Consider the following 26,951-nt stretch of genomic DNA (forward strand, 5'->3'; position numbering starts at 1 on the left):
TGTGAAATTAAAAAAAGTCGCTGCTTTATAGCATCGACTTTTCTTTTTAGAATGTTTTAGGAGTGATGTTTTTGGAAAAGTTGGCGATATTTGATGTAGATTATACTTTAACTAAAAGAGAAACTCTTGCGGAGTTTTATTTGTTTATGCTTACAAAAAATCCTAAACTAATAATGCATTTACCTAAAAGCATTGTATCTGCATTTTTTTATGTATTTAAAGTATTTAATGCAGCAAAGGCAAAAGAAAACTTTATAGCATTTATAGATGGTATTGAAGAAAAAAAAATGAAAAGTTTAGTAGAAGAATTTTATGAAAAAAGATTAAGCAAAATTTTTTATAAAGATGCCATAGATACAATGAAAAAATTAAAAAAGCAGGGCTGTAAAATATATTTGATATCAGCTTCAGCAGAATTTTATCTAAATGAATTGTACAAAATAGAGGAAGTTGACAAAGTTATAGGTACTAAGTTTACATGTGAACATGGAATATACAGGAGAAAAATTATAGGAGAAAACTGTAAAGGTGAAGAAAAGGTTAAGAGACTTATGAGTGTTCTTAAAGAAGAAAATATAGAAGTAGACTTTAAAAATTCATATATGTTTTCAGATTCACTATCTGATATGCCGCTGTTTAAGTTAGTTGGTAATCCATATCTTATAAATTATAAAAAACCATATGATAAAATTAAAATATTAAATTGGAAATGATCTTAGACGATAAAGTATTATGAAGGAGAGGATATTAATGAGTGAATGTACAAATAATTATTATATATATAATGGTAATATAAAAGAAAGTGAGAACTTTGATGAAAAAATTTTAAGTAAAGGTACGGCTTTGTATGAAGTTATAAGAATAATAGATGGTAAACCTTTATTTTTTAAAAAACATATGGCACGGTTAAAAAATTCTGCTAAAATTACAAACGTAACTATTAAATTTACAGATGAAGAAATTAAGCAGAGCATAGATAAACTTATAGATATAAATAAAGTATGTAATGGAAATGTCAAATTAATATTTAACTTTGAAGTAAATTTAGATAAATTAAATGTCTTTGCAGTTTATTTTGTAAGACACAGTTATCCTTCTAAAGAGGAGTACATGTTTGGAGTAAGTACAATTTTCTATCGTGCTGAAAGGGACAATCCAAATGCAAAGGTTTTAAATACTGGCTTTAGGGAACTTGTAAATAAGGAAATAGGAGATAAACATGCTTTTGAAGCCATACTTTTAGATAGAAATGGAGACATAACCGAAGGAAGCAAATCAAACATTTTCATGGTAAAAGGAGACAAAGTTATAACTGCACCGATTGAAGCAGTGCTGCCTGGAACTACAAGGCAAACTATAATTGAAATATGTAATAAACTAAACATTCAAGTTGTAGAAAAAAAGATTAACTGTACTCAAGTTAAAGATTTAGATGCACTTTTTATCTCAGGTACATCTCCTAAGGTTTTACCTATATCTAAAGTAGATAAAATTGAATTTAAATCCCCACAAAATGAAATAGTATTAAAGATCATGAGAGCATATGATGAAGAAATGAATAATGATTTAGCTTAAAGTAAATTGGCATGTTTAATAAATTTAACTAGTCTAAACTCAGCTTTTATATAAATTTTAAGGGGGCATAAGACTATGAAAAAGATTTATGAGGGAGCTACAATACGCGGATGTATTGATGAAGCTTGCAGAGATTTGGGTATAAATGAGAAAGATTTAAAATACCAAGTAATTGAACATAAGAAGTCTTTCTTTAAAAAAAAGGTTGTTGAAATTGAAGTCGATAGCGGTGAGCCCAAAATATCTCCAAATATTTGTGATGGATCTTCTAAGGTTGTTAACGGGAAATTAATTGTACGTGATCCTAAAAGTGGTGGAAATCCAGCATGTATAGTTATAGGTAATAATATTAAAGTTACAATAGATGGCATGGAAGCTAGTAAGGAGGCAGAAGTATACGAAAAAAATGATATAGAAGTAAAGATTAAAGAAGAAGAGGCATATAGAAAGCTAAAGATTACAACTTCAAAAGATCACATGAAGGTATATGCTAACCTTGAATATAGACCAAAGATAACTTATAAACTAAAGGATAAAGATGACAGAAGTACTTTGGTTCTTGAAAGAGAAAAGGAGTCAAGAAGAGATCCTCCTAAATACACTGCAGATGAAATAAAACAAGAACTATCTAAAAATAATGTAAATTACGGCATAATAGAAGAAAATTTAGAAAAGTTTATACATGGAACATGTCAAAATTGTTTACTAGCAGAGGGGACCCCAAAAATAGATTCAGTGGATGACTTCATAGAGATAAAATTTAAAATTGATGAAAGTATAAAGAAATTAAAAGAAGATAAACTTGGAAATATAGATTTTAAAAGCATAGGTTCTATAGAAGCTGTGAAAAAAGGTGATGTCATTGCAGTAAAACATGATGGAAAAGATGGAACTTGCGGAAAGGATGTTACAGGCAAAATAATTGAGGTAAAGCCTAAGAAGACATTAAAATTGGCTGCGGGAAATGGATGCATTATAAGGGGTAATACTATTGAAGCAGCAATAGATGGCAAACCCTGCACAAAAGGCAGTACATTCTATGTATATAAACTTCATGAAGTAGCAGCGGATGTAGACTTAAAAACTGGAAACATAAAATTTATAGGAGATATAAATATATGCGGATCAGTTATGGAAGGAATGGTAGTAGAGTGCGGAAACTCACTTACTATAGGGAAAGATGTTGATAGAGCAAATATCAAAGCAAAGGGAAATATAGATATAAAGGGAAATGTAATAGCTTCTAAAATATTTGCCGGCGGCGAGGATGTAAACAGAATAAAGTGTATTAAGGATATGACAGCATTAAAAGATCTTTTGAAAGCTTTAATTTTAGCTGTTGAAGAGATAAAAAAATATAAGCTGCTTGGAAAAGATAAAAAAGATGGACAAATAATAAAAGTATTAATTGAAAATAAGTTTAAGACTATGCCTAGGATATGCATGAGTATAATAGTAAACTTGAAAATCAATGAAAGTGATTTTGAAGGACAAGACTTAATTGAAATGCTCCGCGGTAAATTATTAGGTATATCACCTATAAACATAAAAAATTATAATGAGCTCAATTTGATAGTAGATTGTATAGAAGAAAAGATATCATTTTTAAAAAAATCACTTTCTATACCTGTTAATATAAGTATATCGTATTGTCAAGATTCTAATATAAGCAGTTCAGGAGATGTAATCATTGGCGGAAAGGGTGAATACATTTCGAAAATTGATGCAAATGGCAGAATAGATTTTATACAAGAGAGAAGCGCTGCAAGGGGCGGAATTCTTAAAGCTAGGAAAGAAATCAAATGCAGAGTTGTTGGAAGTACTGCAGGTGTTACTACTAAACTTAAGGTTGAAAAGGGTGGCAATATATGGGCTGACGAAGCATATCAAAATACTGCATTTGTAGTTGGAACAAGGGAATACATTTTAGATGTGCCAAGTAAAAGTATACATGTATATTTAAATGATAAAGGTGATATACAAGTAGACAAATTTGTGTTGTAAATTGTAGAAAATAATTTTAAATATGATAGGTGAATTTGTACTCTGTTAAAAAAAATGTACAAAATGACAAAATCTATTATATAATGAAAATATAAATGAGAGGAAAAATTTATGCTGTGGTTAAGGAGGAATGAAGTAAATGGAAAATAAAGAGTTAAAAGTATTAATTTTTAATATAAATGGTCAATACTATGCTGCAGATATTATGGAAGTTGAAAGGATATTAGGATATGAAGAGCCAACTAAACTCCCGGATTCGCCGGATTTTGTAGAAGGAGTTATAAATTATCAAGGGAATATAATATCGATAATATCACTGACGAAGAGATTTAAAATACAAAGCAATTTAAATACTAGTGAAGCAAAAATCATAGTTACAAAACAAGATGAAAACAAAATAGGAATAATAGTAGATTTAGTATCTGAAGTTAAAGATATAAATGTAGATGATATAGAAGATCCACCAGAGATAGCAGCGGGAATTTCAAAAAGGTACTTAAAAGGGTTGATAAAATTAAAAGATAAGATAATTATACTTTTAAATTTAGGTACAATCTTAACAAAGGAGGAAAAAGAACTTATTTAGAAAACCTTATTTAAATAGGAACGAAGGGTGCGTACTATGGATGTAAAAGAAATTAGAGTTGGAATTGCAGATATGAATACTGCAGTTTCGCCAGATAAGATAATAACAGTTGGTCTTGGTTCTTGTATAGGTATAGCTTTATATGACAGCAGAAAGAATTTAGGTGGACTTGCCCATATAATGCTTCCTGATAGTACACAGTTTAATAAAATTACTAATCCTTTAAAATTTGCAGATTTAGCAGTCCCTCTTTTAATAGAAAAGTTAGAAAAGTTAGGAGCTTCTAAAATAAACTTAAAAGCTAAAATAGCTGGAGGAGCATCAATGTTTAACTTTTCTGATAAAAGTATGATAATGGATATTGGAAATAGAAATAGCAAAGCTGTAAAAAGTGTATTGAAGAAGTATTCGATTGCTATTATAGGAGAAGATACTGGAGGAAATAAAGGTAGAACTATGGTTTTTAGTACAGAAGATGGTTCTGTACAGATAAAAACAGTTGGCGTGAATATCAAAGAAATCTAATGCAATTAAGTTATACTAAATTAAATTGGAGTGATAATACTTTGAATAAATTAAGAGTTATTGCAGTAGATGATTCAACTTTAACGGGAAAGAAAATTGATGCAGTAGTAATAGGAGCTTCTACTGGGGGACCTAGGGCTCTCTATACGGTTATTACAAATTTGCCTCAAGATTTAGAGGTACCTGTGTTTGTAGTACAGCATATGCCTGTTGGATTCACTAAAGCTTTTGCTGAAAGACTCAATAGCAATAGTAAAATGAAAGTTATTGAAGCCCAGGATAAAATGTACATACAAAAAAATATAGTGTATGTAGCCCCAGGTGGTTTTCATATGGAAGTTGGTTTAGATAATAGAATACACTTAAATACTGAACCTGCCATATGGGGGGTTCGACCAGCTGTAGATAAATTATTTATATCAGCCTCCAAAGTTTATAAGTCGAATATATTAAGTGTAGTTTTAACCGGTATGGGAAGAGATGGAGCACAGGGAACTGTACAAATAAAGGAAAATGGAGGAATAACCATATCAGAAGATAAATCTACGTGTACCATATATGGAATGCCAAAAGCAGCATATGAAACTGGAAAAGTTGATATGGTATTACCAATACAAGAGATACCTTATCAAATAGTGAGATTAGTGTCTGGATACAGGAGGTAAAATTTTATGGACATGGCATATTTTGAGCAGTGGGCATTAAGAGAATTTGGTATAAATTTATCTGCCTATAAATCAAATCAGCTGCATAGAAGAATAAAAAGTTTAATGTCAAGGGTTGGAGTTAACTCTGTAGAAGAGTATATAGCCCTTTTAAAGAGGGATGAGTCACAAAGACAGAAGTTTTTGGACTTTATAACTATAAATGTTTCAGAGTTTTTTAGAAATCCAGAGATATTTGATACATTAAAAGATAAATTAAAAAGTGATTTATTAAGCAAAAATAATTCACTTAATATATGGAGTGCAGCTTGTTCTATAGGAGCAGAACCATATTCTATAGCTATGTATTTGGATGAACTTACACCCATGAGAAAACATAGAATATTAGCTACAGATATAGATCTTACTATTCTTGAAAGGGCTAAAAAGGCAGAATATGTACAATCTGAAGTGAAAAACGTAAAACAAGAATATTTGAGTAAGTATTTTAAGGTAATTGACGATAAATATATTGTAGATAATAAAATAAAAAATATGGTTACATTTAAAAAGCATGACTTAATACTTGACAATTATGAAAAAAATTTTGATTTAATTGTTTGTAGAAATGTAGTAATATACTTTAATCAAGACGTAAAGGATAAGATATATAGAAAATTTAATCAATCGCTCAAAAAAGGTGGATTATTATTTGTAGGAGCTACTGAAAGTATTTATAATTACAAAGATTATGGTTTTGAAAAAGCTTCTACGTTTATATATAAGAAGTTATAAGGAGGGAATATAAATGGATACATCACAGTATCTGTCCTTGTTTTTGGAAGAATCTATGGATAATCTACAAATACTTAATGATTCATTACTTCAACTTGAACAAGAACCAGATAATATAGATAAATTAAATGAAATATTTAGAGTTGCCCATACTATAAAGGGAATGGCAGCTACTATGGGATATACTGAAATGGCAGAGCTTACCCATAAGATGGAAGATGTTCTTTCTGAATTTAGAGATGGAAAACTTAAAGTTACTCAAAACGTTGTTACAGTTTTGTTTAAATGTTTAGATACCTTAGAGCAAATGGTAGATAATATATCAGAGGGGGTAGATGAAAAAGTTCCAATTGAAGATATAATAAGTAATCTTGAAGAGATTGCATCTAATGCTGAAAATAGTGATAATACTGCAGATAAAGATGAAAGTGAAAAAATAGCAGTTCAAAAGCAAGCAGAAAATGGAGCATTTATAGAATTAAATGAATATGATATAAATGTTGTAAAACAAGCAAAAGATAAGGGATTTAATGCTTACCAAATAAAGATAGTTTTAAATGAAGGTACTCTTTTAAAATCAGCAAGAGCTTTTTTAATATTTAAAGATCTAGAAGAATGTGGAGAGATAATAAAATCTATACCGGGAACTGATGACATAGAAAATGAAAACTTCGACTTTGAAATAAAATTGGTTTTCTTAACTACAAAAAATTCGAAAGATGTATATAATATTTTAGTAAATATATCTGAAGTAGACGAAGTAGTAATCGATAATGTAAATATAAAAGCAGAGCAGATGAAAAAGATAGAAGAACGTTCAAATAATTTGGATGTGGAGAAAAAGGCTGCACCTAAAAAAGAAGAGAAAAAAAGTGTTAAAGTTAAGTCAAAGAAATCTTCAAAAAAAGAAACTCATAAGAAGATACATCAATCTGTTAGGGTAGATCTTGAGAGATTGGATAAATTCATGAATATGGTATCCGAATTGGTCATACATAGGACAAGGCTGGAACAGATAAGCAGTAATTATAAATTAAATGAATTAAATGAAACTTTGGAGCAAGTTGCAAGAACTACTTCGGATCTCCAGGATTTAGTTATGAAAATAAGAATGTTACCGTTAGATACAGTCTTTAATAGGTTCCCAAGGATGGTAAGAGATCTTTCGGTAGAACTTGATAAAGAAATGGAACTTATAATTCAAGGAGCTGATACAGAACTTGACAGAACAGTTATAGATGAAATAGGAGATCCTTTAATACATTTGATAAGAAATGCTGCAGATCATGGTATAGAGAAATCTAAAGATGAAAGAATTGCAAAGGGAAAAGATCCAGTTGGAAAAATAAAACTTATTGCATACCAAGAGGGAACAAAAGCTGTTATAAAAGTTGAAGATGACGGCGGCGGAATAGATGTTGATAAGGTAAGGGCTAAAGCTGAAAAGAGTGGAATAAATACAGAAGGAATGTCTGAATCTGATATAAAAAATCTTATACTTATGCAGGGTTTTAGTACAAATGAAGAAGTTACTGATATATCAGGAAGAGGAGTAGGTATGGATGTAGTAAAAACTAAAATATCTGCACTCGGCGGAACCTTGGATGTAATTAGTGAAAAGGATAAGGGATCTTCATTTATAATAAGACTTCCTCTTACACTTCAAATAATCCAAGCACTGCTTGTAAAAGTTGGAACAGAAACTATGGCAATATCTTTAGGTTACATAGACAGAGTCATTGACTATACTGATGATTTAGTTAAAATGACTAATAATAAGGAAGTCATAATATATAATGATAGTGTTATACCGCTTATAAGACTTAACAATAAACTTGGGGTAGAAAGAGTAGATACTGATAAGAATTATATAGTAATAGTAAAAGTTGGAGAAAAAACTATAGGACTTATAGTAGATGGATTGTTTGGACAAAAGGAAATAGTAATAAAACCTCTTGGTAAGACACTCCAGACTTTAAAGGAATATATAGGAGCAACAATACTTGGAGATGGACTTGTAACTTTGATATTAGATGTTGCTGCTTTGGTATAAGGGGGTAAATAAAATGACTTATCAAAATCTTACTCCATTTCAATTGGATGCACTTAGAGAAATAGGAAACATAGGTACAGGTAATGCTGCAACTTCATTGTCACAACTTATAAATAAAAAGGTGGATATGACAGTACCTTCTGTTAATGTTGTACCTTTTGACGATATTTTTTCAAGCATTGGAGGAGACGAAATAGTCGTAGGTGTAATAGTTAGAGTTTTAGGAGATACTCCTGGAAACATATTGTTTATATTTGAAAAAGATATAGCACTAAATTTGGTAGAAACTCTTACAGGACAAAAAGAAGATTATTTAAGTGAAATGGGCAATTCTGTAATATGCGAGATAGGAAATATAATATCCAGTTCTTATATGAATGCTATAGCCAAATTTACGGGGCTTTGTATAATGCCTTCTGTACCGGCTGTAACTTATGACATGTTAGGTGCAATATTATCTACGACCTTTATAGAATCAGGTCAATTTGATGACTATGTACTTGATATAGAAACGGTATTTGAGCAAAATAGTGCTGCAATAAGTGGGCATTTTTATTATATACCAATGCCGGGATCACTTGAAAAAATGTTAAATGCATTGGGATTACAATAAAAGACTACGAGTAAATAATTTTGGAGGGAAGAAAATGGCAAAGATATTAATTGTTGATGATGCTGCTTTTATGAGAATGATGATAAAGGATATACTAGAGAAAAACGGATATGAGGTTGTAGGAGAAGCAAATAACGGCGCAAAGGCCGTAGAGTTATATAAGAAAGAAAAACCAGACATAGTAACTATGGACATAACTATGCCTGATATGGATGGTATAGAAGCTGTAAAAGCTATAAAAGCTCTTGATCCAGCAGCAAAAATAGTAATGTGTTCTGCTATGGGCCAGCAAACTATGGTTATGGATGCCATAAAAGCAGGAGCAAGAGACTTTATTGTTAAACCGTTCCAGCCTGATAGAGTTTTAGAAGCAATAAAAAAAGTTTTAGGATAAGTTCATCCTAAGGGGAATTGTAAATAATTTTTTAGTTTCAATTCCCAATTATTTTTAAATTTATGACAATGGAGGTATTTGAATTGCAAGTAGTTGTATTTAAATTAAATAGTGAACAATTTGCAGTAGAAACATCTAAAGTACAAGCTATAAATGATGCCATGGAAATAACTAAAGTACCAAAGGCACCAGCTTATATAAAAGGACTTATCAATTTAAGGGGAAATATAATATCACTTTTAGATGTAAATCTTCTTCTAGATGTTCCAAAGTCTGAACAAGAACAAAGTAATATAATAATACTTGATATGGATGATGAGTCAGTAGGTATACTTGTGGATCAAGTAGACGAAGTTTTAGATATAGATGAAAATTTACTGGAGAAGATTGGTGACACAAAAAAAGGATATATACAAGGAGTTATAAACTTTAAAGATAGAATAATTACTTTAATAGATATAGATAAACTTCTTTCAAATTAGAATTTTGTTTAGAAATGAGGGAAAAAGATGGCAGATGTACTATCACAGAGTGAGATAGATTCCCTTTTGGCTGCATTGTCCGCTGGAGAACTTAACCCAGACGAAGTACCTAAAGAAGAGGAAAAGCAAAAAGTTAAGCCGTATGATTTTAGAAGTCCTCAAAAGTTCTCAAAGGATCACTTAAGGACTCTAGAACTTATTCATGATAACTATGCCAGAATAATTTCTAGTTATTTAACTGCTCAAGTTAGAAATAATGTGAAAGTAAAGATAGAATCTGTACAGCAAATAACTTATGAAGAATTTATTCATTCTGTACCAAATCCAACTATACTCACTATATTTAAAATGCCGCCGTTAAGTGGATCTATATTATTTGAAACAAATCCTGAATTTGTCTTTGAAATAATAGACGTACTTTTAGGTGGAAGAGGAAATGGAAAATATAAAATAAGGGAATTTACTGACATAGATAAAAATATTATAAAAGTTATTAATGCAGGTCTTATAGGAAATTTAAAGCTGGCATGGGAAGATGTACTTGAGGTTGAACCAGAAATAGAGGGTATAGAGACAAATCCAGCTCTTAACCAGACACTAGCACCAAATGAGCCGGTGGCACTCATTACTTTTTCAGTTGAAATGGGAAAAAGCAATACTTTTATAAATATATGTATACCTTATTTAAGTATAGAAAAGGTATTGGATAAATTAGTGGTGCAGTATTGGTTTCAAGAAAACAATGAATCGGTTTTACAGGAGTCTAGAGGCAAGCTGAGGGAAAGACTTAATGTAGTAAACATGAAGTTGACGGCAGTTTTAGGTGAAACTGTTATTACTATAGATCAATTTTTAAGGCTTAGAATAGGTGATGTATTAACCTTAGATGAAAAAACTATAAGTCCTATAAAATTAATGGTCGAAGATCAGCCGTACTGTTATGGAAAACCAGGAGTAATAGGCAAAAATATGGGAGTTCAGGTACTAGATATTATAGATAAGGATGTGGAAAATTATGAGTAATGGGTTTCTTTCGCAGGAAGAAATAGATGCACTTTTGAATGGGGGAGGAGACACACAAGGGGACACACAGCCTGTATCATCAGAAAAAGAAAATAATTCAGAAGAAGCAAGTAAAGGGGAAACACAAACAGCTGAAAGTAAACAAGATACACCAGAAGAAAATGTAAAGCAGCCTTTAGAGGCGCAAAATGACGATGTAAATCAAATTACAGATATGGAAAAAGACTTACTAGGTGAAATTGGAAATATATCTATGGGATCCGCGTCTACCGCGCTTTCTACAATAATTAATCAGCAAGTAAATATAACAACTCCTGTAGTAAGCGTTACTACACTCAACGATTTAAAAGGAGAATTCCATACTCCTAATGTTGCTTTAGAAGTTAAATTTACAAGCGGCATAGTAGGTGAAAATTTGCTTGTAATGGACATTGCAGATGCAGCAGTAATTGCAAACCTCATGATGGGTGGAGATGGAAAGGTACCAGATGAGATTAAAGAATTATCTGAAATAGAATTAAGTGCAGTATCTGAAGCTATGAATCAAATGATTGGTTCAGCTGCTACTTCCATGGCTACAATGTTTATGAGGGAAGTAAATATATCACCCCCTTTATCCAAGATATGGAATAACTTAACTGAACCATTGGCAGAGGGAATATCCGATGATGAATTAATAGTAAAAGTTTCTTTTTCATTGAATATAGGAGATTTGGTAGACAGCTATATAATGCAGCTTCTTCCTATGGGTACTGCTAAAAAGATAATTGCAATAATGATGGGTGAGGAAAAACCTATTGGAAGTGATGATGAAGCTGCCGCTCTGGAGGCGCAGAAGCCAGCAGAGCAAAAGTTAACAAATCCGGCACCGCAGAATCAAGTAAAAGAACAGTTTCAATATAAAAATGAAGGTCAGAATATAAATGTAAGTGAAAAACCAATTGAAACACCAAAAGCGCCATCTCAACCTAGAGTTGAAGTGCATCAAGCTTCATTTAAGCCTTTAGAAAATACTTCATATAATGAACCTGTTCCTAAAAATATAGACTTAATTTTAGATGTGCCGCTTGAAATATCGGTAGTACTTGGAAGAACCAAAAAGAACGTTAAGGAAATTTTAAACTTTGGAACTGGATCTTTAATAGAACTAGATAGATTGGCAGAAGAACCAGTTGAAATTTTAGTTAATGGAAAAAAAGTAGCTTATGGTGAAGTAGTTGTTGTCGATGAAAACTTTGGAGTTAGAATTACAAGTATTGTGACAGGAGAAGAGAGAATTAAGTCTCTTGGTAAGTAAGCAACCGAAAATTACAATTCGGTTGTTTTTTTAATCAGGCTTATACTTGGATTAAAGCAGTAAAAATAAGGTACATTGAGGTAAAAATAGGATTTCTTAAGGTATAAATATTGCCCGCTTATAATCGATAATATTAATAACGACAGCTAAATTAAGAAGTTTCTAAAGTATAAGTTAGGAGTGTATATATGTATGAATGTAAATGGAATTAGTTCAAGTAAAATGATAAGTTTGTATAATGTAAACAAAAGAAATATTGAAAAGAAACATGATATAAAACAAAATGACAGTATACAAATATCGCATTTAGGAAAAAACTTGAGCACATATTCACTTGATGATAAATTTGTGAATACTACAAGCAGGATAAAAGAGCTTAAGGAAAAGATTGAAAATGGTACTTATAAACCAGATTCAAAAAAAATCGCACAAAAAATGATAGAAAGCATGAATAAAAAACTTTGATTGAATTTTAAAAGTGGAGGTATGTTATGGTTTCAGAACAGTTGAATTCTATAATATTGAATGAATACAGTGCACTTAAAAAATTGTTGAAAACCTTAAATGAACAGTTTGACTATATAACAAAGAGAAATGTCTTTGCACTAGATGCAGTTAGAGAAAAAATAGAAAATTGTGCAAGTGAAGTTGCAAAATATGAAGTTGAAAGAAGAAAAATTACAGATGGAAGACTGATGAGTACCATAGTATCTGAAAGCGGAGATAAAACTTTAGAAAAAAGTTATGAAAAAATACAAAATTTACTTCATCAAGTACAACTTCAAAAAGATACAAATGAAATTTTAATAAGGCAGGGACTCAATTATACTACACAAATGCTCGGTATGTTGAATCCAAATAGGAGTCCTAAGACGTATAATGCATACGGAAGGAGTAGATAAAATATGGCAGGATTATTTGGTATTTTAAATATAGGCAAAAGTGGTTTGTTTGGACAGCAGGAAGCAATTAATGTAACTTCCCACAATATATCCAATGCAAACACTCCTGGATATACAAGGCAGAGAGCTGAACTTCAAGCATCACTGCCAGCTTCGGTAACCCCGGGACAGATGGGAACTGGTGTTGATGTAGTTGATATAAAGAGAATAAGAAATACTTTCTTGGACTGTGCTATTAGGTCGCAGAATGGTGCAGCTGGAAAGTACAGTGGAATGGATACACTTTTAAGTCAAGTTGAAGATGTATTAAATGAACCCAGTGATGATTCGGGATTGTCAGTCTTGTTAGGTAAATTTTTTGATGCATGGAATACTCTTGGAACTCATGCAGATAACTACGATTCCAAATCATCAGTTGCAAAAGCTGCAGTATCTGCTGCAGATAACTTAAATCAAATGTCTGCAAATCTTACACAATTAAAGGAAAACTCACAAAAGCTTATACAAGAAAGCGTAGTTAATAATGTAAATAATGTCTTAGATGAAATAAATAAGTTAAATCAGCAGATAAGACAAGTTGAAGTAACGCATCAAAGTCCTAATGATCTTATGGATAGAAGAGATTCATTACTTGATGATTTAAGCAAGGAATTTGGAATAAGCACAGACAGCAGAGAGTATGGATCAATAAATCTAACTACTTCTAATGAAACTGATATTGGCAAAAATAATTATGATGGAAACCCACCTGTTAAATCTGGTAAGAGTGTTAATCTTGTTGAAGCAGACGATCCAGATGGAGGTGCTAGATTTGCATATATAAATGATATAAAGCCGCCTAAAGGGAAGCAAGCTGGAGATGAAGGAGACTATACAGTAATTTATTATAAAAATGGTGACGTAAGTTTAGAAGCTAACAAAGTTACTATAACTGTTACTATAAAAGACACAGGTAAATTAGGAGATAAAGATTATGTAAGTGCAGCAGAGAAATACAGCAGATTGGATCATTCAAGAGTTATATGGACAGACAGAAAAACTGGTGCAGTTTTAAAAAAAGACGGATCACCTGCAGCAGGTGGAGACACAGTTAATTTTAACGATTTGTCACTTTTTCAACCGCCGTCTGGAAGTTTGAATGGTTATATACAAGCACAAGAATGTATAGATAAATATCAGTGTGAATTAGACAATGAAGCAAAAGCTCTTGCCTTTGCAGTAAATGGAATAATAAGTCAAAGTTCTACAGCTGTAGGTGATACAAGCACAAATATAAATAACTTTTTTGTAAACTCTTCAATGGAGTCAGTGTACACTGGAAAAGATCTGGGGAAAATAGATGAAGCTGAAAAAGGTATAACAGCAGCCAATATAGCAGTAAATAGAGGCATAATAGATGATCCTAATCTCATAAAAACAGCAGCACAGTATGATGCTGATGGAAATAGAATAGGTGCAGAAGGCGATGGTACGAGGGCTACAGCTGTAGAAATGCTTCGTGATCAAAAAATGTCAATATCAGCTGTAGATAATTCAACTGACAAAGAATCCTTTTTAAAAGATATATTTGTACAGGATTCCACTATAGGAAGTGCACCTATTTATACAGTTAGAGGAAATCAAACAGGCATGACTGTTGATACTTATTTTAGAACAACTATAAGTAAATTAGGTATAGATGAACAAGCTGTAAAAGCTGGGATATCTAATAATTCTAAAGCACTAAACGATTCAATAGAAAAAAGAAATTCTGTATCTGGAGTTTCATTAGATGAAGAAATGACAAACTTGATACAATTTCAACACTGTTATCAGGCAAATGCAAAGATTATAGCAACAGTAGATCAGCTGCTAGATGTAGTTGTAAATGGACTTAAAAAGTAGTGAGGTGAATTTATAATGAGAATTACTAATAAAATGCTTTCTGATAATTATCTAAATGATATGCAGACAAACTTAAATAATTTAAGGAAAATCCAGCAGCAGATAACAACACAAAGTAATTTTTCAAAACCTTCAGATGCTCCATTTGATGTATCCATATCCATGCAAATGCAGTCGGCTATAAATGCCAATACTCAATATGGTAAGAATATAACTAATACTAAGAATTGGATGGAGTCTACTGATACTGCACTTGGACAAATTGGAGAGATATATAAAAATATAAGAGATGACTTAATAAAGGCTGGAGGCGCACCATATAGAAGCGATGATATGGCAAAAATAAAAGACGAGATAAACCAATATGTAAGCAGCGTTTCTGAAATATTAAACTCAAATTCACAAGGTGCGTTTATATTTGGAGGTACTAAAAGTTCTTCAAAACCAGTAAGCGTTCAAAACAATTATATTGTGACCAAATCAAATGCAGATAGCGGCAGCATAAATATTTCAGGAATACCTGATTCAACACTGCCTTCAAGTACCATGTATAAAATAACAGCTGATACTGTTGAGTCAAGTGGAAATGTAAAAAAAGTAATTTGCCAAAGGTCCAGCGACGGAGGAAAAACATGGACAGCGGGCTCATCATATACACCAGATGCAGCACATAATTCTATTACAGTAGATGGTTTTAATATACAATTTAATCCAAACTTAAATACTAAAGCTAAGGATACTTATACATTTTCACTTGTAAAAAATACTCAGTTAACATATAACTCAAGTGATAATCAAGCTGTGCAAAACTTACCTGCAGTTATTTCAGATGGTTTTACTGCAAGCAATTGGGCTGGAAAAGATATAACTTTTAATGTGAATGGTTCAAGTAAAGATTCAAAAATAACATTAGATTTTTCAAATACACCATCTGCAGCTATAGATGATGTTATAAAAAATATAAATGATAAGATTATAGCAAATTCAGATTTGAAAGGCAAAGTATTTGCACAAAAAACTTCAGATAACAAAATAAGATTTGATACACTGACAAATGATATAGTATTTTTAAAGGATTCTACAGTTTCAGATCTTCCGGTAATATCAACAAATCCAAAGAAGCAGATTCCTAACATTCAATTAAGTCAAATGGGCTCTGCTAGGCAGACGGAAATATCGCAGGGGGTTTTGGTTAAGTATAATGTATCAGCATCTGATGTAATAAATTATGGTAATGGAAATAAAGATAATATGATGGATTTATTTAAGAGAATAATAAATAATCTTGATGGTAAAGATGATGCAGGTATAGAAGATACTGATGCAGCAAGAAAGTCATTAGCAAACGAGGATTTAGCTGACTTGGATAAAGCTATGACGCAGATTTTAAAAGTGCGTTCAGATGTTGGTTCTGTAGAAAATAGAATGACTGCAGCACAAAACCAAAATACTGACTCAAATACTAATATGACTGATGTATTATCTAAAACTAAAAATGTAGATATAACTAAAGTAATTATGGAATATGCTACAGCACAAACAGTATATCTTGCATCACTTCAAACAAGTGCAAAGATAATAGAACCAACACTTATGGACTACATTAGATAGAATTGAGAATGTAAAATTGAGGAGATAAAGATGAAATTAGATACAAGGTATCATGGGGTACTTAATTATGAAAAGGAAGATATAATAACTTTTAAAAAAGGGCTTCCTGGATTTGAAAATTTAAAAAATTTTATACTAGTTCCAGCAGAAGAAAATAAGTTATTTTATATACTGCATTCCATGGAAGATACAAATGTTGGAATCATAGTAATTTCACCTTTTAATGTGATGAAGGATTATGAATTTGATTTAAATGATTATAAAGTATCAGAGCTCAATATAAAAAATCAAAAGGATATTATTGTAGTAAATACAGTTAACTTGAGTTCTAAAATAGAAAATATAACAATTAATTTAAAAGCTCCTATAATAATAAATAAGGATGAAAATATTGGGGAACAATTAATATTGGATAAATCAAATTATCCAATAAAATACCCGCTCCTTAAGGGGGAGATTTAATTGTTAGTCATAAGCAGGAAAAAGGGCGAGTCAATACGTATAGGGGAAGACATAGAAGTAACTGTTACAAAAATAGCAGATGGAACAGTTAAACTTTCTATATCAGCACCTAAAAATATTACAATACTTAGAGAAGAACTTTACAGGGAAGTAGGAAAAGAAAATAAAAGTTCAGCAGCTTCAGATATAAGCATATTGAAAAAATTAAAAAGATAAAACTATCAAAAAATTATAAAGAGGTGTTTAGCATGGATGTTAGAGGTATAAGTCAGGGAGGACAGCTATCTTTAGATTTTATTGCAGTAGATTCTAATAAATTTAGTAATGATTTAGACAATGAATCATTACAGCATAAAGATGTAAATGAAAAAAGTGTAGAAGAAAAAGATGTAAAAAAAGCTGTAGACAAATTCAATAAATTGCTGGAGGATAAATCAACTCATCTAGAATATGAGGTGTATGGAAAATTTAAAGACATAGTAGTTAGAGTGGTTGATGACAGTACTAAAGATGTAATACAAGAAGTTCCCCCTAAAAATATCATAGATATGATTGATAAATTTTGTGAAATGGCAGGTATGTTTGTAGATAAAAGGGCATAGAAAAAGTCAATTGTATATGGAGGTGTTTTAATGGAATTTAGATTAAATAAAATCGATCCAGAATTACGCCGGAGGATAAAGGAAACTACAAGTACCAGAAGGGTACACACAAAGTCAGGTATAGTCATAGATAAGCACAGTAAAAATAAAAAGGGAGAAGGCTCAGCTGACTTTAGTGAAGAATTAGAAAAACATAAGGATAAAGAGAAAAACAGGGACAAGAAATTTGTTTCTGTAGAGGCAGTGAAATCAAAAGAGCTAAAAGTACCTGCATATAGGGAAGAAGCAGCGGATTTAGCAAAAGACAATTTAAAAGGGCATATTTTAGACGTAAAGAAATAAATTGAGTATGCTCATTAATTTATTAAGAGGGGTGTTAGAGTATGTATGCTTCAAATGCTTATAATACTTATAAAACTAACAGTGTAAATTATGCATCAAAAGAACAGCTTTTATTGATGCTTGTAGAGGGTGCTGTAAAGTTTTCTAAAATAGGAAGACAAGCAATGATAGATAAAGATATAAAAAAGTCCCACGAAAACATAGTTAAGACTGAGAATATATTCTATGAACTTATGTCATCTTTGGATATCTCAAAAGCTGGAGATTGGGGACAGTCACTTATGAGTTTATATGATTTTATAGTAAGGAGACTTACAGATGCAAATATAAAAAAGGATGTAAAAATAATGGATGAGGTAATTCCACTAATAGAAAATGTTAGAGACACGTGGAACGAAGCATATAAAGTTTCTAAAGGAACCCCAGGGGTGTAAATTTTTCCAGATATGTAATATATTGCACCCCAGGGGTGCAAAAGAATAGGAGGAATAAACATGAGCGGTGACATAAGTACACCAGTATCCGGTATGACTGGAGCTGGGGGCGGCGATTTACTCAGGTTAACTGGTATGGCTACAGGTCTTGATGTAGATGCAGTGGTTAAAAAAATGATGAAGGCAGAACAGGTAAAACTTGATAAGGCGAAGCAAGATCAGCAAACTATTCAGTGGAAACAAGAGGCGTATCAAGATATTATTAAGGACATAAAGGATTTGCAAAGTTCTTTTTTTGATTCTGTAAGTTCAGATAAAAATATTTTATCGGGAGCAAATTTTGCACCATTTACTGTAAGCGGTGCTGATACATCAATAGCAACTTTTACCCCAGAGGTAGGTGCGAAGGCAGGAAAGTATTCAATTGAAGTTAAACAATTGGCAAAGGGTGCTGGAGTAACCAATACATTAAGTGGAAAATCACTTTCTACACCACTGACAGATATAGGTATAAGTGGATCTATTAAATTAGTATTAAATGCTAATAGTGTGGCTAATGATATTAATGTTACTTTAGATAACACATCTGATACGGCTACAATAGGAGATCTTGTTAATGTTATAAACAATCAGACAGGCGGAAGTGTAAAGGCAGCCTATAGTGAACTTACAGGTGAGTTTAAATTGAATACTTCACAAACTGGCAGTGATACAAGTTTAGCAATAAAAAAAGGAAGTACAGCATCACTTTCTACCATACTTGGATTTTCTGCATTAAATAGTGAAGGGTTAACTACTGCTGATTGGACAGTTTCAAGTACATCTACTGATACTGCTACTGGAACAATTCAAAAGGGTCAGAATGCAGATGTAACAATTACGCCACCAGGTTCATCAACAGGAACTCCAGTTACAGACAAGGCAACTAATAATTTTACTATAGATGGAATGACCTATACATTATCAAGTGAAGGTTCTAAGGATGCTAGTGGTAATCCTATTCCTGTTACTACATCGGCAACTGTTGGACAAGATACGGATAAGGTATATGATAAAATTAAAGGGTTTATTGACAAATACAGCGCTATAATGGATAAGATTCAAACAAAACTTACTGAGAAACCAGATCATAACTATAAACCATTAACAGATGCGCAAAAAAGTAGTATGAGTGCTGCTGATATAACTAACTGGGAAACTAAAGCTAAACAAGGTATTTTAAGGAATGATGATAATCTTCAAAATATGCTTAATGATTTGAGAAGTGCATTTAATACAGCGGTAAGTAATACTGGGCTTTCACTTGGAAAGTATGGTTCAAATAGTATTGGAATAGATATATCTGCTGATTACAAAAAGCCTGCACATGTTGATATATTAGATACAGCAAAATTAAAGGAAGCAATATCATCTAAACCTGACCAGATATTAAAAATATTTACGAATGTATCCACTGCAGCAGCTGAAACTACAAGTGATGGAAGTAAAAAGTACGACCCTAGTACTCAAGAGTATAAGGAAGATGGAATTTTTACTAGAATTAAAAGCATACTTGAAAAGAATGCAGGAAATACAAATGTAACTTTAAATAGTTCCATATTAACTTCTTATGCTAATAAACAATATGATTATAGCATTACGGGAACTGGCGGAAAAAATACTCTGCCGGACCAAATATACGAGCAGCAGCTTGCCATAGGAAAAATTACAGATGAAATGAGTACAAAGCAGGAAAAGTATTACCAGCAGTTCTCCAAACTTGAAACTGCTATGAATCAGCTAAATGCTCAGCAATCACAACTATCTTATATGCTTGGACAGTAATATAAAAATTAGAATGGGGAATAAATAATGAAGCTGGATTTGAGAAACTCTATGAAAGGTTTAAAGAAAGTTACCTGTGAGCTTATTTACAAACTTGACAGCGGTGATTACGATTCTTTAAAAAATCTAATGGATGAAAGACAGCAATTATTAGATACTTTAGGAAATATGGACTGCACAAAAGGGGAATACAAGAAAGCAGCCGAAGAATTTGAAATAATTAAGCTCCAGGACAAACTATTCAAAGTAATGAATGAAAAAAGAAACGAATTTAGAAAAAAAATAGATATGATATCTAAAAAAAAGGTTATGGCAAAGAGTTATAATAATTATAATATAGGTGGAAATATTTTTAGCAAAAAAATTTAAAAAACTATCAAGTGGATAAGAAAGACTACGATATTTATAACATAAGGAAAGTAATAACTAGTAGAATGTAATTTTCTTAAATGACTACTCTCAACTTTCCACTCTCAATTCTCAACTTAAAAAATGTTAGTAAGCTCAAAAAGCTTAACTATAAATAATACAGTGGACAAGGAAGTTCACTTTAAAAATCAAGGAGGAATTTATTATGATAATTAATCATAACTTAGGAGCAAACAATGCAATAAGACAGATGAGCATTAACTCAAGTAATGCATCAAAATCAATGGAAAAGCTTTCTTCAGGTCTTAGAATTAACAGAGCTGGAGATGATGCAGCAGGACTAGCTATATCTGAAAAAATGAGAGGACAAATCAGAGGTCTTGACCAGGCTTCAGCTAATGCTCAAGATGGTATATCAATGATTCAAACTGCTGAAGGTGCTTTAAATGAAACTACTTCAATTCTACAAAGAATGAGAGAACTTGCTGTTCAATCATCAAATAGTACTAATGTTGGTCAAGATAGAGATGCTATTCAGACTGAAATATCACAGCTAAAAAATGAAATTGACAGAATAGGTGATACAACTGAATTCAATACTCAAAAGTTATTAAATGGTAACTTATCTGCACAAGGAGCAGCAGGTGGAGTTAATTCAGTATCAGGTGCTCAAGTATTTAAACAAACTGCAGGTACTTTGACAGGCGTTGATGCAAAAGCTATTAATGCATCTGGAACAAATATGGATTTAACTAAAACTGATGCACTTGTTGTAGATGGAAAGAAAATTGCAATTGATTGGAATAAGTATTTATCCGATGCTGATAAAGCAACATTACAGCAAGATTGGTCAACTACTAACATGGATTCCACAACAAGTGGTAAAGTTCGTGATATATTACAAAATACAATTAACAAAGCAATTGATGATTCAGGAACAGGTGCTGCACACATTACTATAACTGATTCTGCTATTGGAACATTCAAAATTGAAAGTGGTAGCGCTGGAAACAATTCAAAAGTTGAATTGTATTATGGTGATGGTGGAGCTACAGGCACTGCTAAATTAGCAGATGGAACTACAACTGCTGTAGGTGCTAAATCAGTATTAAGTTTATTCGCTGGAGCAAATGCTGAAATGGCAGGTGCTGCTACACAAGCATCAGGAACAAATAAAGTTTTAGATGCTTTAACAAATACTGATAAGTTCCAGTTAAGCATTGGTGGACATACAATGGAAATTACATCTCCAGCAGCAGCAGCTGATAGTGATGCTAACACTTATGCAGCAGCATTACAAAGTGCTATTAATACAGCAATTAGTGCTTATAATACAACTGCAGGATTTACATCAGATGCTCAGAAAATTAAGGATGTAACAGTAGAAGTTGATAACGGAAGATTAGCTATTGATAGTCCAAGTGGTGCAGTAGACTTACAAGATGTTACAAATGGAAGTGCATTAAAGAAATTAGGCTTAGATACAGCATCTAGAACAAGTGCTGGTAATGGAGCATTAACATTCCAAATAGGTGCTAATCAAGGACAAACTATGGGACTTTCAATAAATGATATGAGAACTAGTGCACTAGGAATTGCAGGAATTGATTTATCAACTCAAGCAGGAGCTCAAGATGCTATAACAAAACTTGATAGTGCAACAAAATCAGTTTCAAGTGAAAGAGCTAAACTTGGAGCAGTTCAAAACAGATTAGAACATACAATAGCTAATTTAGGAACATCAAGTGAAAACTTAACATCAGCAGAGTCAAGAATTAGAGACGTAGATATGGCTAAAGAAATGATGAACTTCCAAAAGAATAATATTCTTTCACAGGCGGCTCAATCAATGCTTGCGCAAGCAAACCAGCAACCACAGCAGGTTCTTCAGTTATTAAGATAATTGACACTTTAAATCTTTGATTTAGTTAGTGGAACTTACTCATTCGACGCAAGGAGAAGGAGTTTCATATAATTGATAAGCTTACAATAGTAATAATAAGGAGCCAGGGTGATAAGACTCTGGCTTCTTTTTATAATAAGCAATGGAGTGAAATATTTATGAATAAGATAGTTGAGCAAACACTTGTAACAGTTTCAGATTTAACTACAGCTGGTATAGCTGGAGATATTATTTCACTAGTTAGTAAGTTGCCTCAAGGAGTTCAAAATTTAGTTGCTTTAGGATTACCAGCTTTAGCATGTACTTATAATACTATTAGTCGTATAAACAATCAAAGAATTCAAAAAAAGGATTATGAAAAAATCAGCAAACTAATAGAAGAACTTAAACAAGAGATGGAAATAAGAAAAATTAAAGATCTTCAGAAATTTATTGGACTTGACATATCAACAGAAGAATATGCAGCAATTGAAGAGTTAGTTAAGGAAGCTATTAATTCTAAAAATATATGGATAAGAAAGCTAGCAGCATCTATGCTAGTTACTGTTGGTTCTGAGGAGGAAAATGATTTAAGAGGATTTCAAAGATGTATTAGAGTTATAAAGGAACTTGATGATTTAGATATTCGTCTTTTAATAATACATATGAACATACATTATAATAGAGAGGGCAACGATACGTTAAGAAAAGAATCTGAGCAATTAAAAAAAGATTTAATAGAAGATGATACTATTTACGCTCAATCTATAAATGTAAGTTCCAAGAGACTTAGTTTACTAGGTCTAGTATCACATGAATGTTCAATGCATCCATATGATGGTAGTGATTGTAATAAAGCTGATATAATAGGAGATTTTATTGCACAAAATAGTTCAGATGTTACTCCATATTTAGTACTTTTTCAAAGGTTTGTTAATGGTACACTTAGGAGTAAGCAGCAACTGCAATAACAACCCCTAGCGAGCTCAGTCACTTCGCTTTTTTCGCAAGGGTAGCTGTGACTTGGCAAAAGTAGTAAATAGGAGGTGATTTAATGGATATAGCATCGCTATCAATGGTAATGAGTCAGTCAAAGGTACAAACAGCAGCTAGCATAGCAGTAATGAAAAAAGCTATGGATACTAATAAGGAAAATGCTGCACAGATGACAGAAATGATGAGAAATGTTGCGGTAGACCCTAATCTTGGCAATCACATAGATGTTAGTGCCTGATGCAGATGGATGAAAAAATAATTCAGAAAGTATATGTAATAGGTTAAGTACAGTATATGAGTAGTGAGTTAGAGGTTAACACTTTATATTAGAAGCTAATTAGGAATTATTAAGGTAAGTGGGGAATTTGAAATGAAAATAAAAAAATAGAAACCATTACAGAAACCATTTATGAAAGAGAGTATAAAAGAACACCTTAAACCTTATTCCATTTTTGGTAAAAGAAAAACAACAATAAATCATGCATTTGCTTCAGCTTTAGCTAGTTATGATGAATATGACAATAAAAAGGTTAGCGATGCAATAAAAATATTAGGTCAAGATCCTAATAATCAATTAAAGTGTGTATATTGTGATAAACCAGCTCAAACATGGGATCATGTTTTAAGTCTTGTAAAAAAGGGGGAATTTTCTGGATATGGTCATCAAATAGGTAATCTTTTACCATGTTGTAAGGAATGTAACTCTGCGAAAGGAAATAAACCTTGGGAGGTATATCTTGATAAATTAATTAAAGAACCTAAAATATTAAGTGAAAAGAAAGAAAAAATAAGAAAGTATATATCAAATAATACAATAAATACCTTACAGTATATTGAAAAACAGGAGGATAAACTTAATGAATATAAAAATATCAAGGAAGAGATTTTAAATCTAATGAAAAAAGCAGATAAAATTGCTGGTGAAATTAGAAAAGCTGTAGAAGATCAGTTGAACATAGAAAATAGTAATAGGTAATGGTATAATATTGAACAAGTTCATCGGCAAGGATTCTAACCGGGATGACAGGAACTTGTAAGATAAAATAGAATGGGGTAACCATATGGATATAGCAACACTATCAATTGTAATGAGTCAATCAAGAGTACAACAATCAGCTGGCATAGCAGTAATGAAAATAGCTATGGATGCTGGCAAAGAAAATGCCACACAGATGACAGAAATGACGAAGAACCTTGCAGTAGACCCTAATCTAGGTAATCACATAGATGTCAGTGCGTAATGCAGATGGATGAAAGAGAAGAGATAAAAATGGAACTGGAGCAGTTCAAAGCAGATTAAAGCATATAATAGCTAACTTAGGGACATCAAGTGAAAACTTGACATCATCTGAATCAAGAATTAGAGACGTTAATATGGCTAAAGAAATGTCAACATTCTCAAAGAACAATATTCTTAGCCAAGTTGCTCAAGCTATGCTTGCTCAAGCAAACCAACAGCCACAGCAGGTTCTTCAGTTATTAAGATAAGTGATACTCTAAATCTTTGATTTAGTTAGTGGAACTTACTCATTCGACGTAAGGAGAAGGAGTTTTATATAATTGATAGGCTAATAATAAGGTTATTAAGGAGAAACATAATGAGTTATTCAAAGGAAAATATAGTTGATTTTATATCAGAATCTATAACTCTCAAAAATATTTTTAGCAAAAGCGCAGATGAGTTAAAAGAACTATTTTTGGATTTGATAGGAAAAACCATAACATGTAGTGATAACAAAACAGGGAAAAGCGGATTATATGCAAAGGAAATGAAAGAAACAAGCTTCAGATATTCGAAGATATATCTAGACGCAAAAGGAAGAAAACTACAGAACTATTGTATGTACACATTATCTCCAGCTAAAAATTGTATTTATGTTGACTTACGCACTGATGGTATAGGTATTCAATCAGAAATACTAGACTTAATTAATAGAGGAAATTGTTATAATGGTGGATATGAATGGTATAGATTTGCTATAAGAAAAAGAGATGAAATAGATGAAGCTGAGCGCCTTATAAGGTTTGTATATACTAAATAATAGCATAAAAGTTTCAAAGTATGGATATTGGGAAGTTTAGTGAAATGAGTTAATGCAATGAATGAAAAAGAGAAACTAAAGAAAGAGCTGCAGCAGGAACTGCAGTGGGTTCAGTATAGGCAGAAGATTTTGGACATAATGAAGGAAAAGCTACTGCAAATGAAGCAACTAGCACGGAAGGCTAAGCAGGCTAATCTTACTGCAGGAGAGCTGGAAGAAATAAATGTTAGGCTAAACAATCTAGCGGTACAAGTTAGAGCATTAGATGGAGAAAGTAGAAGAACAGAAGATGGAAAAATATTAGAATGAATACTAATAACTAGGAAAGCTAGTGGTGCTCATTTTGTTGTAGGGATATTCTACTTTGAGCTTTATAAACTATCTCAGACTTTTGGTACAAACTTTTTAGGTGTTATGTTAGTACGTTTTATGAATTTAGTTATTGCAGAAGATGAAAGAGAAATATTAGTATTTAGATATCAAAATATTTAACCATGTCAAATTTCGTTGGAAGTCTTATAGAAATTTGGTATCATTATTTAAGATTAATCATATGATACTAAAAAAGTTGGCAATGTGAATATGTTAAAATTAGAGTAGAGTTGATTCAAGTGTCAGTGGGCGGTGTTGATAATACTATTTTTGTAATGTCATTTCATTTTTCAACTGTAGAATTTAAGAATGTAATTTTCCATATTCTAAAAAGTAGGAGGTATACTATGGAAATTTTAAAAACTCAAAATAAACTCTGTCTTAGTTGTATGGAAGAGTATGAAGTTCAAGAAGTTGCAGTACCAGAGGAAAATGTATTTAATGGCACTGATAAATCAAATGAAAGCGAATGCTGTATCTGATGAAATGAGATTAAATTTTGGAATGGCTGATACTATAGAAATAGATGCCTTAAAGGTTCAATTAAGCAAAGCTCAAACAGCAGAGAGTCATATAGAAGAGGGTGTGTCTCTCTTGCAAGAAAAAAATAAAGCTGCAAATTCATTAAAGGATATGTCACAGAAATTAAAACAGTTGTCTTCTGAATATAATAGTAATACTGTAGATAAGCAAGAAATAGAAAAACAAGCGAAGGAAATAATAACTGAAATGGATAATGTAATAAATTCTACCTTTGGTGATAAGAGTGCAACTAAGGATAAGCAGATTAGTGTGGAAACCAACCATGGTTCAAATATTATTATAGATAGAAAATTTGCTGATATACGTATAGATTCTGATATAAATAAAAGTAAAGAAAAAGATGGTGGCACAGGCTATCATATTGAGGGAGAGCTAAATGTAGAGAATATACTAAAAAATACTACTAATAGGATAGAGAATAATCTTATAAAGCCACTTGATAAATATTCTGATAATATAAAAGATCAAATGGTAAGTGTGGTAAATGATGCTATGTATCAAGATATGGCAGTGACTATGTCAGCTAAAGAATTACGTAAATTTAAAGCTATAGATGGATATACTGAAAGTAAGATTATAAAAAATTCCAATGATATTTTAAAAAATGCTAGTGAAGCATTATATTGCCAGTCATCTAATCTCGGTAATCACATAGATGTTAGTGTCTAAAGATGTTTCACCCCAGGGGTGTAAAT

At 31.8% G+C, this 26,951-nt stretch carries 32 protein-coding genes and 2 pseudogenes; all 34 read left to right on the forward strand.

Annotated features, from left to right (window positions below):
* The first annotated feature begins 71 nt into the window (after positions 1–71).
* The gene (locus tag EBB51_RS04995; protein WP_123053447.1) at positions 72–713 is read left to right on the forward strand and encodes an HAD-IB family hydrolase; all 642 of its coding nucleotides are present in this window, start codon (positions 72–74) and stop codon (positions 711–713) included.
* A gap of 37 nt (positions 714–750) precedes the next feature.
* Positions 751–1,575, forward strand: coding sequence for an aminotransferase class IV (locus EBB51_RS05000; protein ID WP_123053448.1), 825 nt, complete (start codon positions 751–753; stop codon positions 1,573–1,575).
* Between the two features lie 75 nt (positions 1,576–1,650).
* Positions 1,651–3,579 (forward strand): flagellar assembly protein A, encoded by a 1,929-nt coding sequence (locus EBB51_RS05005; RefSeq protein ID WP_123053449.1) that lies wholly within the window; start codon positions 1,651–1,653, stop codon positions 3,577–3,579.
* 139 nt (positions 3,580–3,718) lie between these two features.
* Entirely contained in the window at positions 3,719–4,165 is a 447-nt protein-coding gene (locus tag EBB51_RS05010) for a chemotaxis protein CheW (RefSeq protein ID WP_123053450.1), read from the forward strand.
* Between the two features lie 36 nt (positions 4,166–4,201).
* Entirely contained in the window at positions 4,202–4,690 is a 489-nt protein-coding gene (locus EBB51_RS05015) for a chemotaxis protein CheD (protein WP_123053451.1), read from the forward strand.
* A gap of 77 nt (positions 4,691–4,767) precedes the next feature.
* A pseudogene (locus EBB51_RS05020) lies at positions 4,768–5,355 on the forward strand (CheB methylesterase domain-containing protein); the annotation flags it as partial.
* A 6-nt stretch (positions 5,356–5,361) separates the two neighbouring features.
* Entirely contained in the window at positions 5,362–6,129 is a 768-nt protein-coding gene (locus tag EBB51_RS05025; protein ID WP_123053453.1) for a protein-glutamate O-methyltransferase CheR, read from the forward strand.
* A gap of 13 nt (positions 6,130–6,142) precedes the next feature.
* Positions 6,143–8,182: a chemotaxis protein CheA gene (locus EBB51_RS05030; protein ID WP_123053454.1), complete on the forward strand. Its 2,040-nt coding sequence runs from the start codon at positions 6,143–6,145 to the stop codon at positions 8,180–8,182.
* A gap of 13 nt (positions 8,183–8,195) precedes the next feature.
* Positions 8,196–8,795 carry a chemotaxis protein CheC gene (locus tag EBB51_RS05035; protein WP_123053455.1) on the forward strand — a complete coding sequence of 200 codons (600 nt, stop codon included), beginning with the start codon at positions 8,196–8,198 and terminating at the stop codon, positions 8,793–8,795.
* A 34-nt stretch (positions 8,796–8,829) separates the two neighbouring features.
* Complete coding sequence (locus tag EBB51_RS05040; protein ID WP_123053456.1) at positions 8,830–9,189, forward strand: response regulator; 360 nt, start codon at positions 8,830–8,832, stop codon at positions 9,187–9,189.
* Between the two features lie 83 nt (positions 9,190–9,272).
* Positions 9,273–9,671 carry a chemotaxis protein CheW gene (locus EBB51_RS05045; protein ID WP_190285335.1) on the forward strand — a complete coding sequence of 133 codons (399 nt, stop codon included), beginning with the start codon at positions 9,273–9,275 and terminating at the stop codon, positions 9,669–9,671.
* Positions 9,672–9,698: 27 nt separating this feature from the next.
* Entirely contained in the window at positions 9,699–10,694 is a 996-nt protein-coding gene (fliM, locus tag EBB51_RS05050) for a flagellar motor switch protein FliM (RefSeq protein WP_123053458.1), read from the forward strand.
* Positions 10,687–11,991 carry a flagellar motor switch phosphatase FliY gene (fliY, locus tag EBB51_RS05055; protein ID WP_123053459.1) on the forward strand — a complete coding sequence of 435 codons (1,305 nt, stop codon included), beginning with the start codon at positions 10,687–10,689 and terminating at the stop codon, positions 11,989–11,991. Before fliM ends, fliY begins: the two co-directional genes overlap by 8 nt.
* A 192-nt stretch (positions 11,992–12,183) precedes the next feature.
* Positions 12,184–12,456 (forward strand): flagellar biosynthesis anti-sigma factor FlgM, encoded by a 273-nt coding sequence (gene flgM, locus EBB51_RS05060; protein WP_123053460.1) that lies wholly within the window; start codon positions 12,184–12,186, stop codon positions 12,454–12,456.
* Positions 12,457–12,482: 26 nt separating this feature from the next.
* Positions 12,483–12,893 carry a flagellar protein FlgN gene (locus tag EBB51_RS05065; protein WP_123053461.1) on the forward strand — a complete coding sequence of 137 codons (411 nt, stop codon included), beginning with the start codon at positions 12,483–12,485 and terminating at the stop codon, positions 12,891–12,893.
* A gap of 3 nt (positions 12,894–12,896) precedes the next feature.
* The gene (gene flgK / locus EBB51_RS05070; protein ID WP_123053462.1) at positions 12,897–14,777 is read left to right on the forward strand and encodes a flagellar hook-associated protein FlgK; all 1,881 of its coding nucleotides are present in this window, start codon (positions 12,897–12,899) and stop codon (positions 14,775–14,777) included.
* A 15-nt stretch (positions 14,778–14,792) separates the two neighbouring features.
* Positions 14,793–16,388 (forward strand): flagellar hook-associated protein FlgL, encoded by a 1,596-nt coding sequence (flgL, locus tag EBB51_RS05075; protein WP_123053463.1) that lies wholly within the window; start codon positions 14,793–14,795, stop codon positions 16,386–16,388.
* Between the two features lie 30 nt (positions 16,389–16,418).
* Positions 16,419–16,850 carry a flagellar assembly protein FliW gene (gene fliW, locus EBB51_RS05080; protein WP_123053464.1) on the forward strand — a complete coding sequence of 144 codons (432 nt, stop codon included), beginning with the start codon at positions 16,419–16,421 and terminating at the stop codon, positions 16,848–16,850.
* Positions 16,851–17,066, forward strand: a complete 216-nt coding sequence (gene csrA, locus EBB51_RS05085) for a carbon storage regulator CsrA (protein WP_123053465.1) — start codon at positions 16,851–16,853, stop codon at positions 17,064–17,066.
* A 32-nt stretch (positions 17,067–17,098) separates the two neighbouring features.
* Positions 17,099–17,452 (forward strand): flagellar protein FlaG, encoded by a 354-nt coding sequence (locus EBB51_RS05090; RefSeq protein WP_123053466.1) that lies wholly within the window; start codon positions 17,099–17,101, stop codon positions 17,450–17,452.
* A gap of 30 nt (positions 17,453–17,482) precedes the next feature.
* Positions 17,483–17,794: a hypothetical protein gene (locus EBB51_RS05095; protein WP_123053467.1), complete on the forward strand. Its 312-nt coding sequence runs from the start codon at positions 17,483–17,485 to the stop codon at positions 17,792–17,794.
* A gap of 41 nt (positions 17,795–17,835) precedes the next feature.
* On the forward strand, positions 17,836–18,228 hold the full coding sequence (fliS, locus tag EBB51_RS05100; protein WP_123053468.1) for a flagellar export chaperone FliS: 393 nt from the start codon (positions 17,836–17,838) through the stop codon (positions 18,226–18,228).
* A gap of 60 nt (positions 18,229–18,288) precedes the next feature.
* The gene (fliD, locus tag EBB51_RS05105) at positions 18,289–20,052 is read left to right on the forward strand and encodes a flagellar filament capping protein FliD (protein WP_123053469.1); all 1,764 of its coding nucleotides are present in this window, start codon (positions 18,289–18,291) and stop codon (positions 20,050–20,052) included.
* Positions 20,053–20,079: 27 nt separating this feature from the next.
* Complete coding sequence (locus EBB51_RS05110; RefSeq protein WP_123053470.1) at positions 20,080–20,421, forward strand: flagellar protein FliT; 342 nt, start codon at positions 20,080–20,082, stop codon at positions 20,419–20,421.
* Positions 20,422–20,626: 205 nt separating this feature from the next.
* Positions 20,627–22,324 carry a flagellin gene (locus EBB51_RS13950; protein WP_123053471.1) on the forward strand — a complete coding sequence of 566 codons (1,698 nt, stop codon included), beginning with the start codon at positions 20,627–20,629 and terminating at the stop codon, positions 22,322–22,324.
* A gap of 158 nt (positions 22,325–22,482) precedes the next feature.
* On the forward strand, positions 22,483–23,274 hold the full coding sequence (locus EBB51_RS05120) for a hypothetical protein (protein ID WP_123053472.1): 792 nt from the start codon (positions 22,483–22,485) through the stop codon (positions 23,272–23,274).
* An 83-nt stretch (positions 23,275–23,357) separates the two neighbouring features.
* Positions 23,358–23,537, forward strand: a complete 180-nt coding sequence (locus EBB51_RS05125) for a YjfB family protein (RefSeq protein WP_123053473.1) — start codon at positions 23,358–23,360, stop codon at positions 23,535–23,537.
* Between the two features lie 171 nt (positions 23,538–23,708).
* Positions 23,709–24,275, forward strand: a complete 567-nt coding sequence (locus tag EBB51_RS05130; RefSeq protein ID WP_123053474.1) for an HNH endonuclease — start codon at positions 23,709–23,711, stop codon at positions 24,273–24,275.
* Between the two features lie 85 nt (positions 24,276–24,360).
* A complete protein-coding gene (locus EBB51_RS05135) occupies positions 24,361–24,540 on the forward strand; it encodes a YjfB family protein (protein WP_123053475.1) in 180 nt (59 codons plus the stop codon).
* A gap of 22 nt (positions 24,541–24,562) precedes the next feature.
* Positions 24,563–24,787 (forward strand): annotated as a pseudogene (locus EBB51_RS05140) (flagellin); the annotation flags it as partial.
* A 110-nt stretch (positions 24,788–24,897) separates the two neighbouring features.
* Positions 24,898–25,341 (forward strand): hypothetical protein, encoded by a 444-nt coding sequence (locus tag EBB51_RS05145; protein WP_123053476.1) that lies wholly within the window; start codon positions 24,898–24,900, stop codon positions 25,339–25,341.
* Between the two features lie 57 nt (positions 25,342–25,398).
* Positions 25,399–25,650 (forward strand): hypothetical protein, encoded by a 252-nt coding sequence (locus EBB51_RS05150; RefSeq protein WP_123053477.1) that lies wholly within the window; start codon positions 25,399–25,401, stop codon positions 25,648–25,650.
* A 302-nt stretch (positions 25,651–25,952) separates the two neighbouring features.
* Positions 25,953–26,195 carry a hypothetical protein gene (locus EBB51_RS13550; protein ID WP_150131717.1) on the forward strand — a complete coding sequence of 81 codons (243 nt, stop codon included), beginning with the start codon at positions 25,953–25,955 and terminating at the stop codon, positions 26,193–26,195.
* On the forward strand, positions 26,155–26,925 hold the full coding sequence (locus EBB51_RS05155; protein ID WP_150131718.1) for a hypothetical protein: 771 nt from the start codon (positions 26,155–26,157) through the stop codon (positions 26,923–26,925). The genes EBB51_RS13550 and EBB51_RS05155 overlap by 41 nt, the downstream gene beginning before the upstream one ends.
* Positions 26,926–26,951 lie beyond the last annotated feature (26 nt).

Origin of the sequence: Clostridium sp. JN-1 (assembly GCF_003718715.1) — a bacterium.
Classification (GTDB): Bacteria; Bacillota; Clostridia; order Clostridiales; family Clostridiaceae; genus Clostridium_AV.

Excerpts from the sequence above, each read along its gene's own strand:
- EBB51_RS05000 (WP_123053448.1), top strand. The coding sequence starts at position 751 with ATGAGTGAATGTACAAATAATTATTATATATATAATGGTAATATAAAA.
- EBB51_RS05005 (WP_123053449.1), top strand. The coding sequence starts at position 1,651 with ATGAAAAAGATTTATGAGGGAGCTACAATACGCGGATGTATTGATGAA.
- EBB51_RS05010 (WP_123053450.1), top strand. The coding sequence starts at position 3,719 with ATGGAAAATAAAGAGTTAAAAGTATTAATTTTTAATATAAATGGTCAA.
- EBB51_RS05015 (WP_123053451.1), top strand. The coding sequence starts at position 4,202 with ATGGATGTAAAAGAAATTAGAGTTGGAATTGCAGATATGAATACTGCA.
- EBB51_RS05025 (WP_123053453.1), top strand. The coding sequence starts at position 5,362 with ATGGACATGGCATATTTTGAGCAGTGGGCATTAAGAGAATTTGGTATA.
- EBB51_RS05030 (WP_123053454.1), top strand. The coding sequence starts at position 6,143 with ATGGATACATCACAGTATCTGTCCTTGTTTTTGGAAGAATCTATGGAT.
- EBB51_RS05035 (WP_123053455.1), top strand. The coding sequence starts at position 8,196 with ATGACTTATCAAAATCTTACTCCATTTCAATTGGATGCACTTAGAGAA.
- EBB51_RS05040 (WP_123053456.1), top strand. The coding sequence starts at position 8,830 with ATGGCAAAGATATTAATTGTTGATGATGCTGCTTTTATGAGAATGATG.
- fliM (WP_123053458.1), top strand. The coding sequence starts at position 9,699 with ATGGCAGATGTACTATCACAGAGTGAGATAGATTCCCTTTTGGCTGCA.
- fliY (WP_123053459.1), top strand. The coding sequence starts at position 10,687 with ATGAGTAATGGGTTTCTTTCGCAGGAAGAAATAGATGCACTTTTGAAT.
- flgM (WP_123053460.1), top strand. The coding sequence starts at position 12,184 with ATGAATGTAAATGGAATTAGTTCAAGTAAAATGATAAGTTTGTATAAT.
- EBB51_RS05065 (WP_123053461.1), top strand. The coding sequence starts at position 12,483 with ATGGTTTCAGAACAGTTGAATTCTATAATATTGAATGAATACAGTGCA.
- flgK (WP_123053462.1), top strand. The coding sequence starts at position 12,897 with ATGGCAGGATTATTTGGTATTTTAAATATAGGCAAAAGTGGTTTGTTT.
- flgL (WP_123053463.1), top strand. The coding sequence starts at position 14,793 with ATGAGAATTACTAATAAAATGCTTTCTGATAATTATCTAAATGATATG.
- fliW (WP_123053464.1), top strand. The coding sequence starts at position 16,419 with ATGAAATTAGATACAAGGTATCATGGGGTACTTAATTATGAAAAGGAA.
- EBB51_RS05090 (WP_123053466.1), top strand. The coding sequence starts at position 17,099 with ATGGATGTTAGAGGTATAAGTCAGGGAGGACAGCTATCTTTAGATTTT.
- EBB51_RS05095 (WP_123053467.1), top strand. The coding sequence starts at position 17,483 with ATGGAATTTAGATTAAATAAAATCGATCCAGAATTACGCCGGAGGATA.
- fliS (WP_123053468.1), top strand. The coding sequence starts at position 17,836 with ATGTATGCTTCAAATGCTTATAATACTTATAAAACTAACAGTGTAAAT.
- fliD (WP_123053469.1), top strand. The coding sequence starts at position 18,289 with ATGAGCGGTGACATAAGTACACCAGTATCCGGTATGACTGGAGCTGGG.
- EBB51_RS05110 (WP_123053470.1), top strand. The coding sequence starts at position 20,080 with ATGAAGCTGGATTTGAGAAACTCTATGAAAGGTTTAAAGAAAGTTACC.
- EBB51_RS13950 (WP_123053471.1), top strand. The coding sequence starts at position 20,627 with ATGATAATTAATCATAACTTAGGAGCAAACAATGCAATAAGACAGATG.
- EBB51_RS05120 (WP_123053472.1), top strand. The coding sequence starts at position 22,483 with ATGAATAAGATAGTTGAGCAAACACTTGTAACAGTTTCAGATTTAACT.
- EBB51_RS05125 (WP_123053473.1), top strand. The coding sequence starts at position 23,358 with ATGGATATAGCATCGCTATCAATGGTAATGAGTCAGTCAAAGGTACAA.
- EBB51_RS05130 (WP_123053474.1), top strand. The coding sequence starts at position 23,709 with ATGAAAGAGAGTATAAAAGAACACCTTAAACCTTATTCCATTTTTGGT.
- EBB51_RS05135 (WP_123053475.1), top strand. The coding sequence starts at position 24,361 with ATGGATATAGCAACACTATCAATTGTAATGAGTCAATCAAGAGTACAA.
- EBB51_RS05145 (WP_123053476.1), top strand. The coding sequence starts at position 24,898 with ATGAGTTATTCAAAGGAAAATATAGTTGATTTTATATCAGAATCTATA.
- EBB51_RS05150 (WP_123053477.1), top strand. The coding sequence starts at position 25,399 with ATGAATGAAAAAGAGAAACTAAAGAAAGAGCTGCAGCAGGAACTGCAG.
- EBB51_RS05155 (WP_150131718.1), top strand. The coding sequence starts at position 26,155 with ATGGCACTGATAAATCAAATGAAAGCGAATGCTGTATCTGATGAAATG.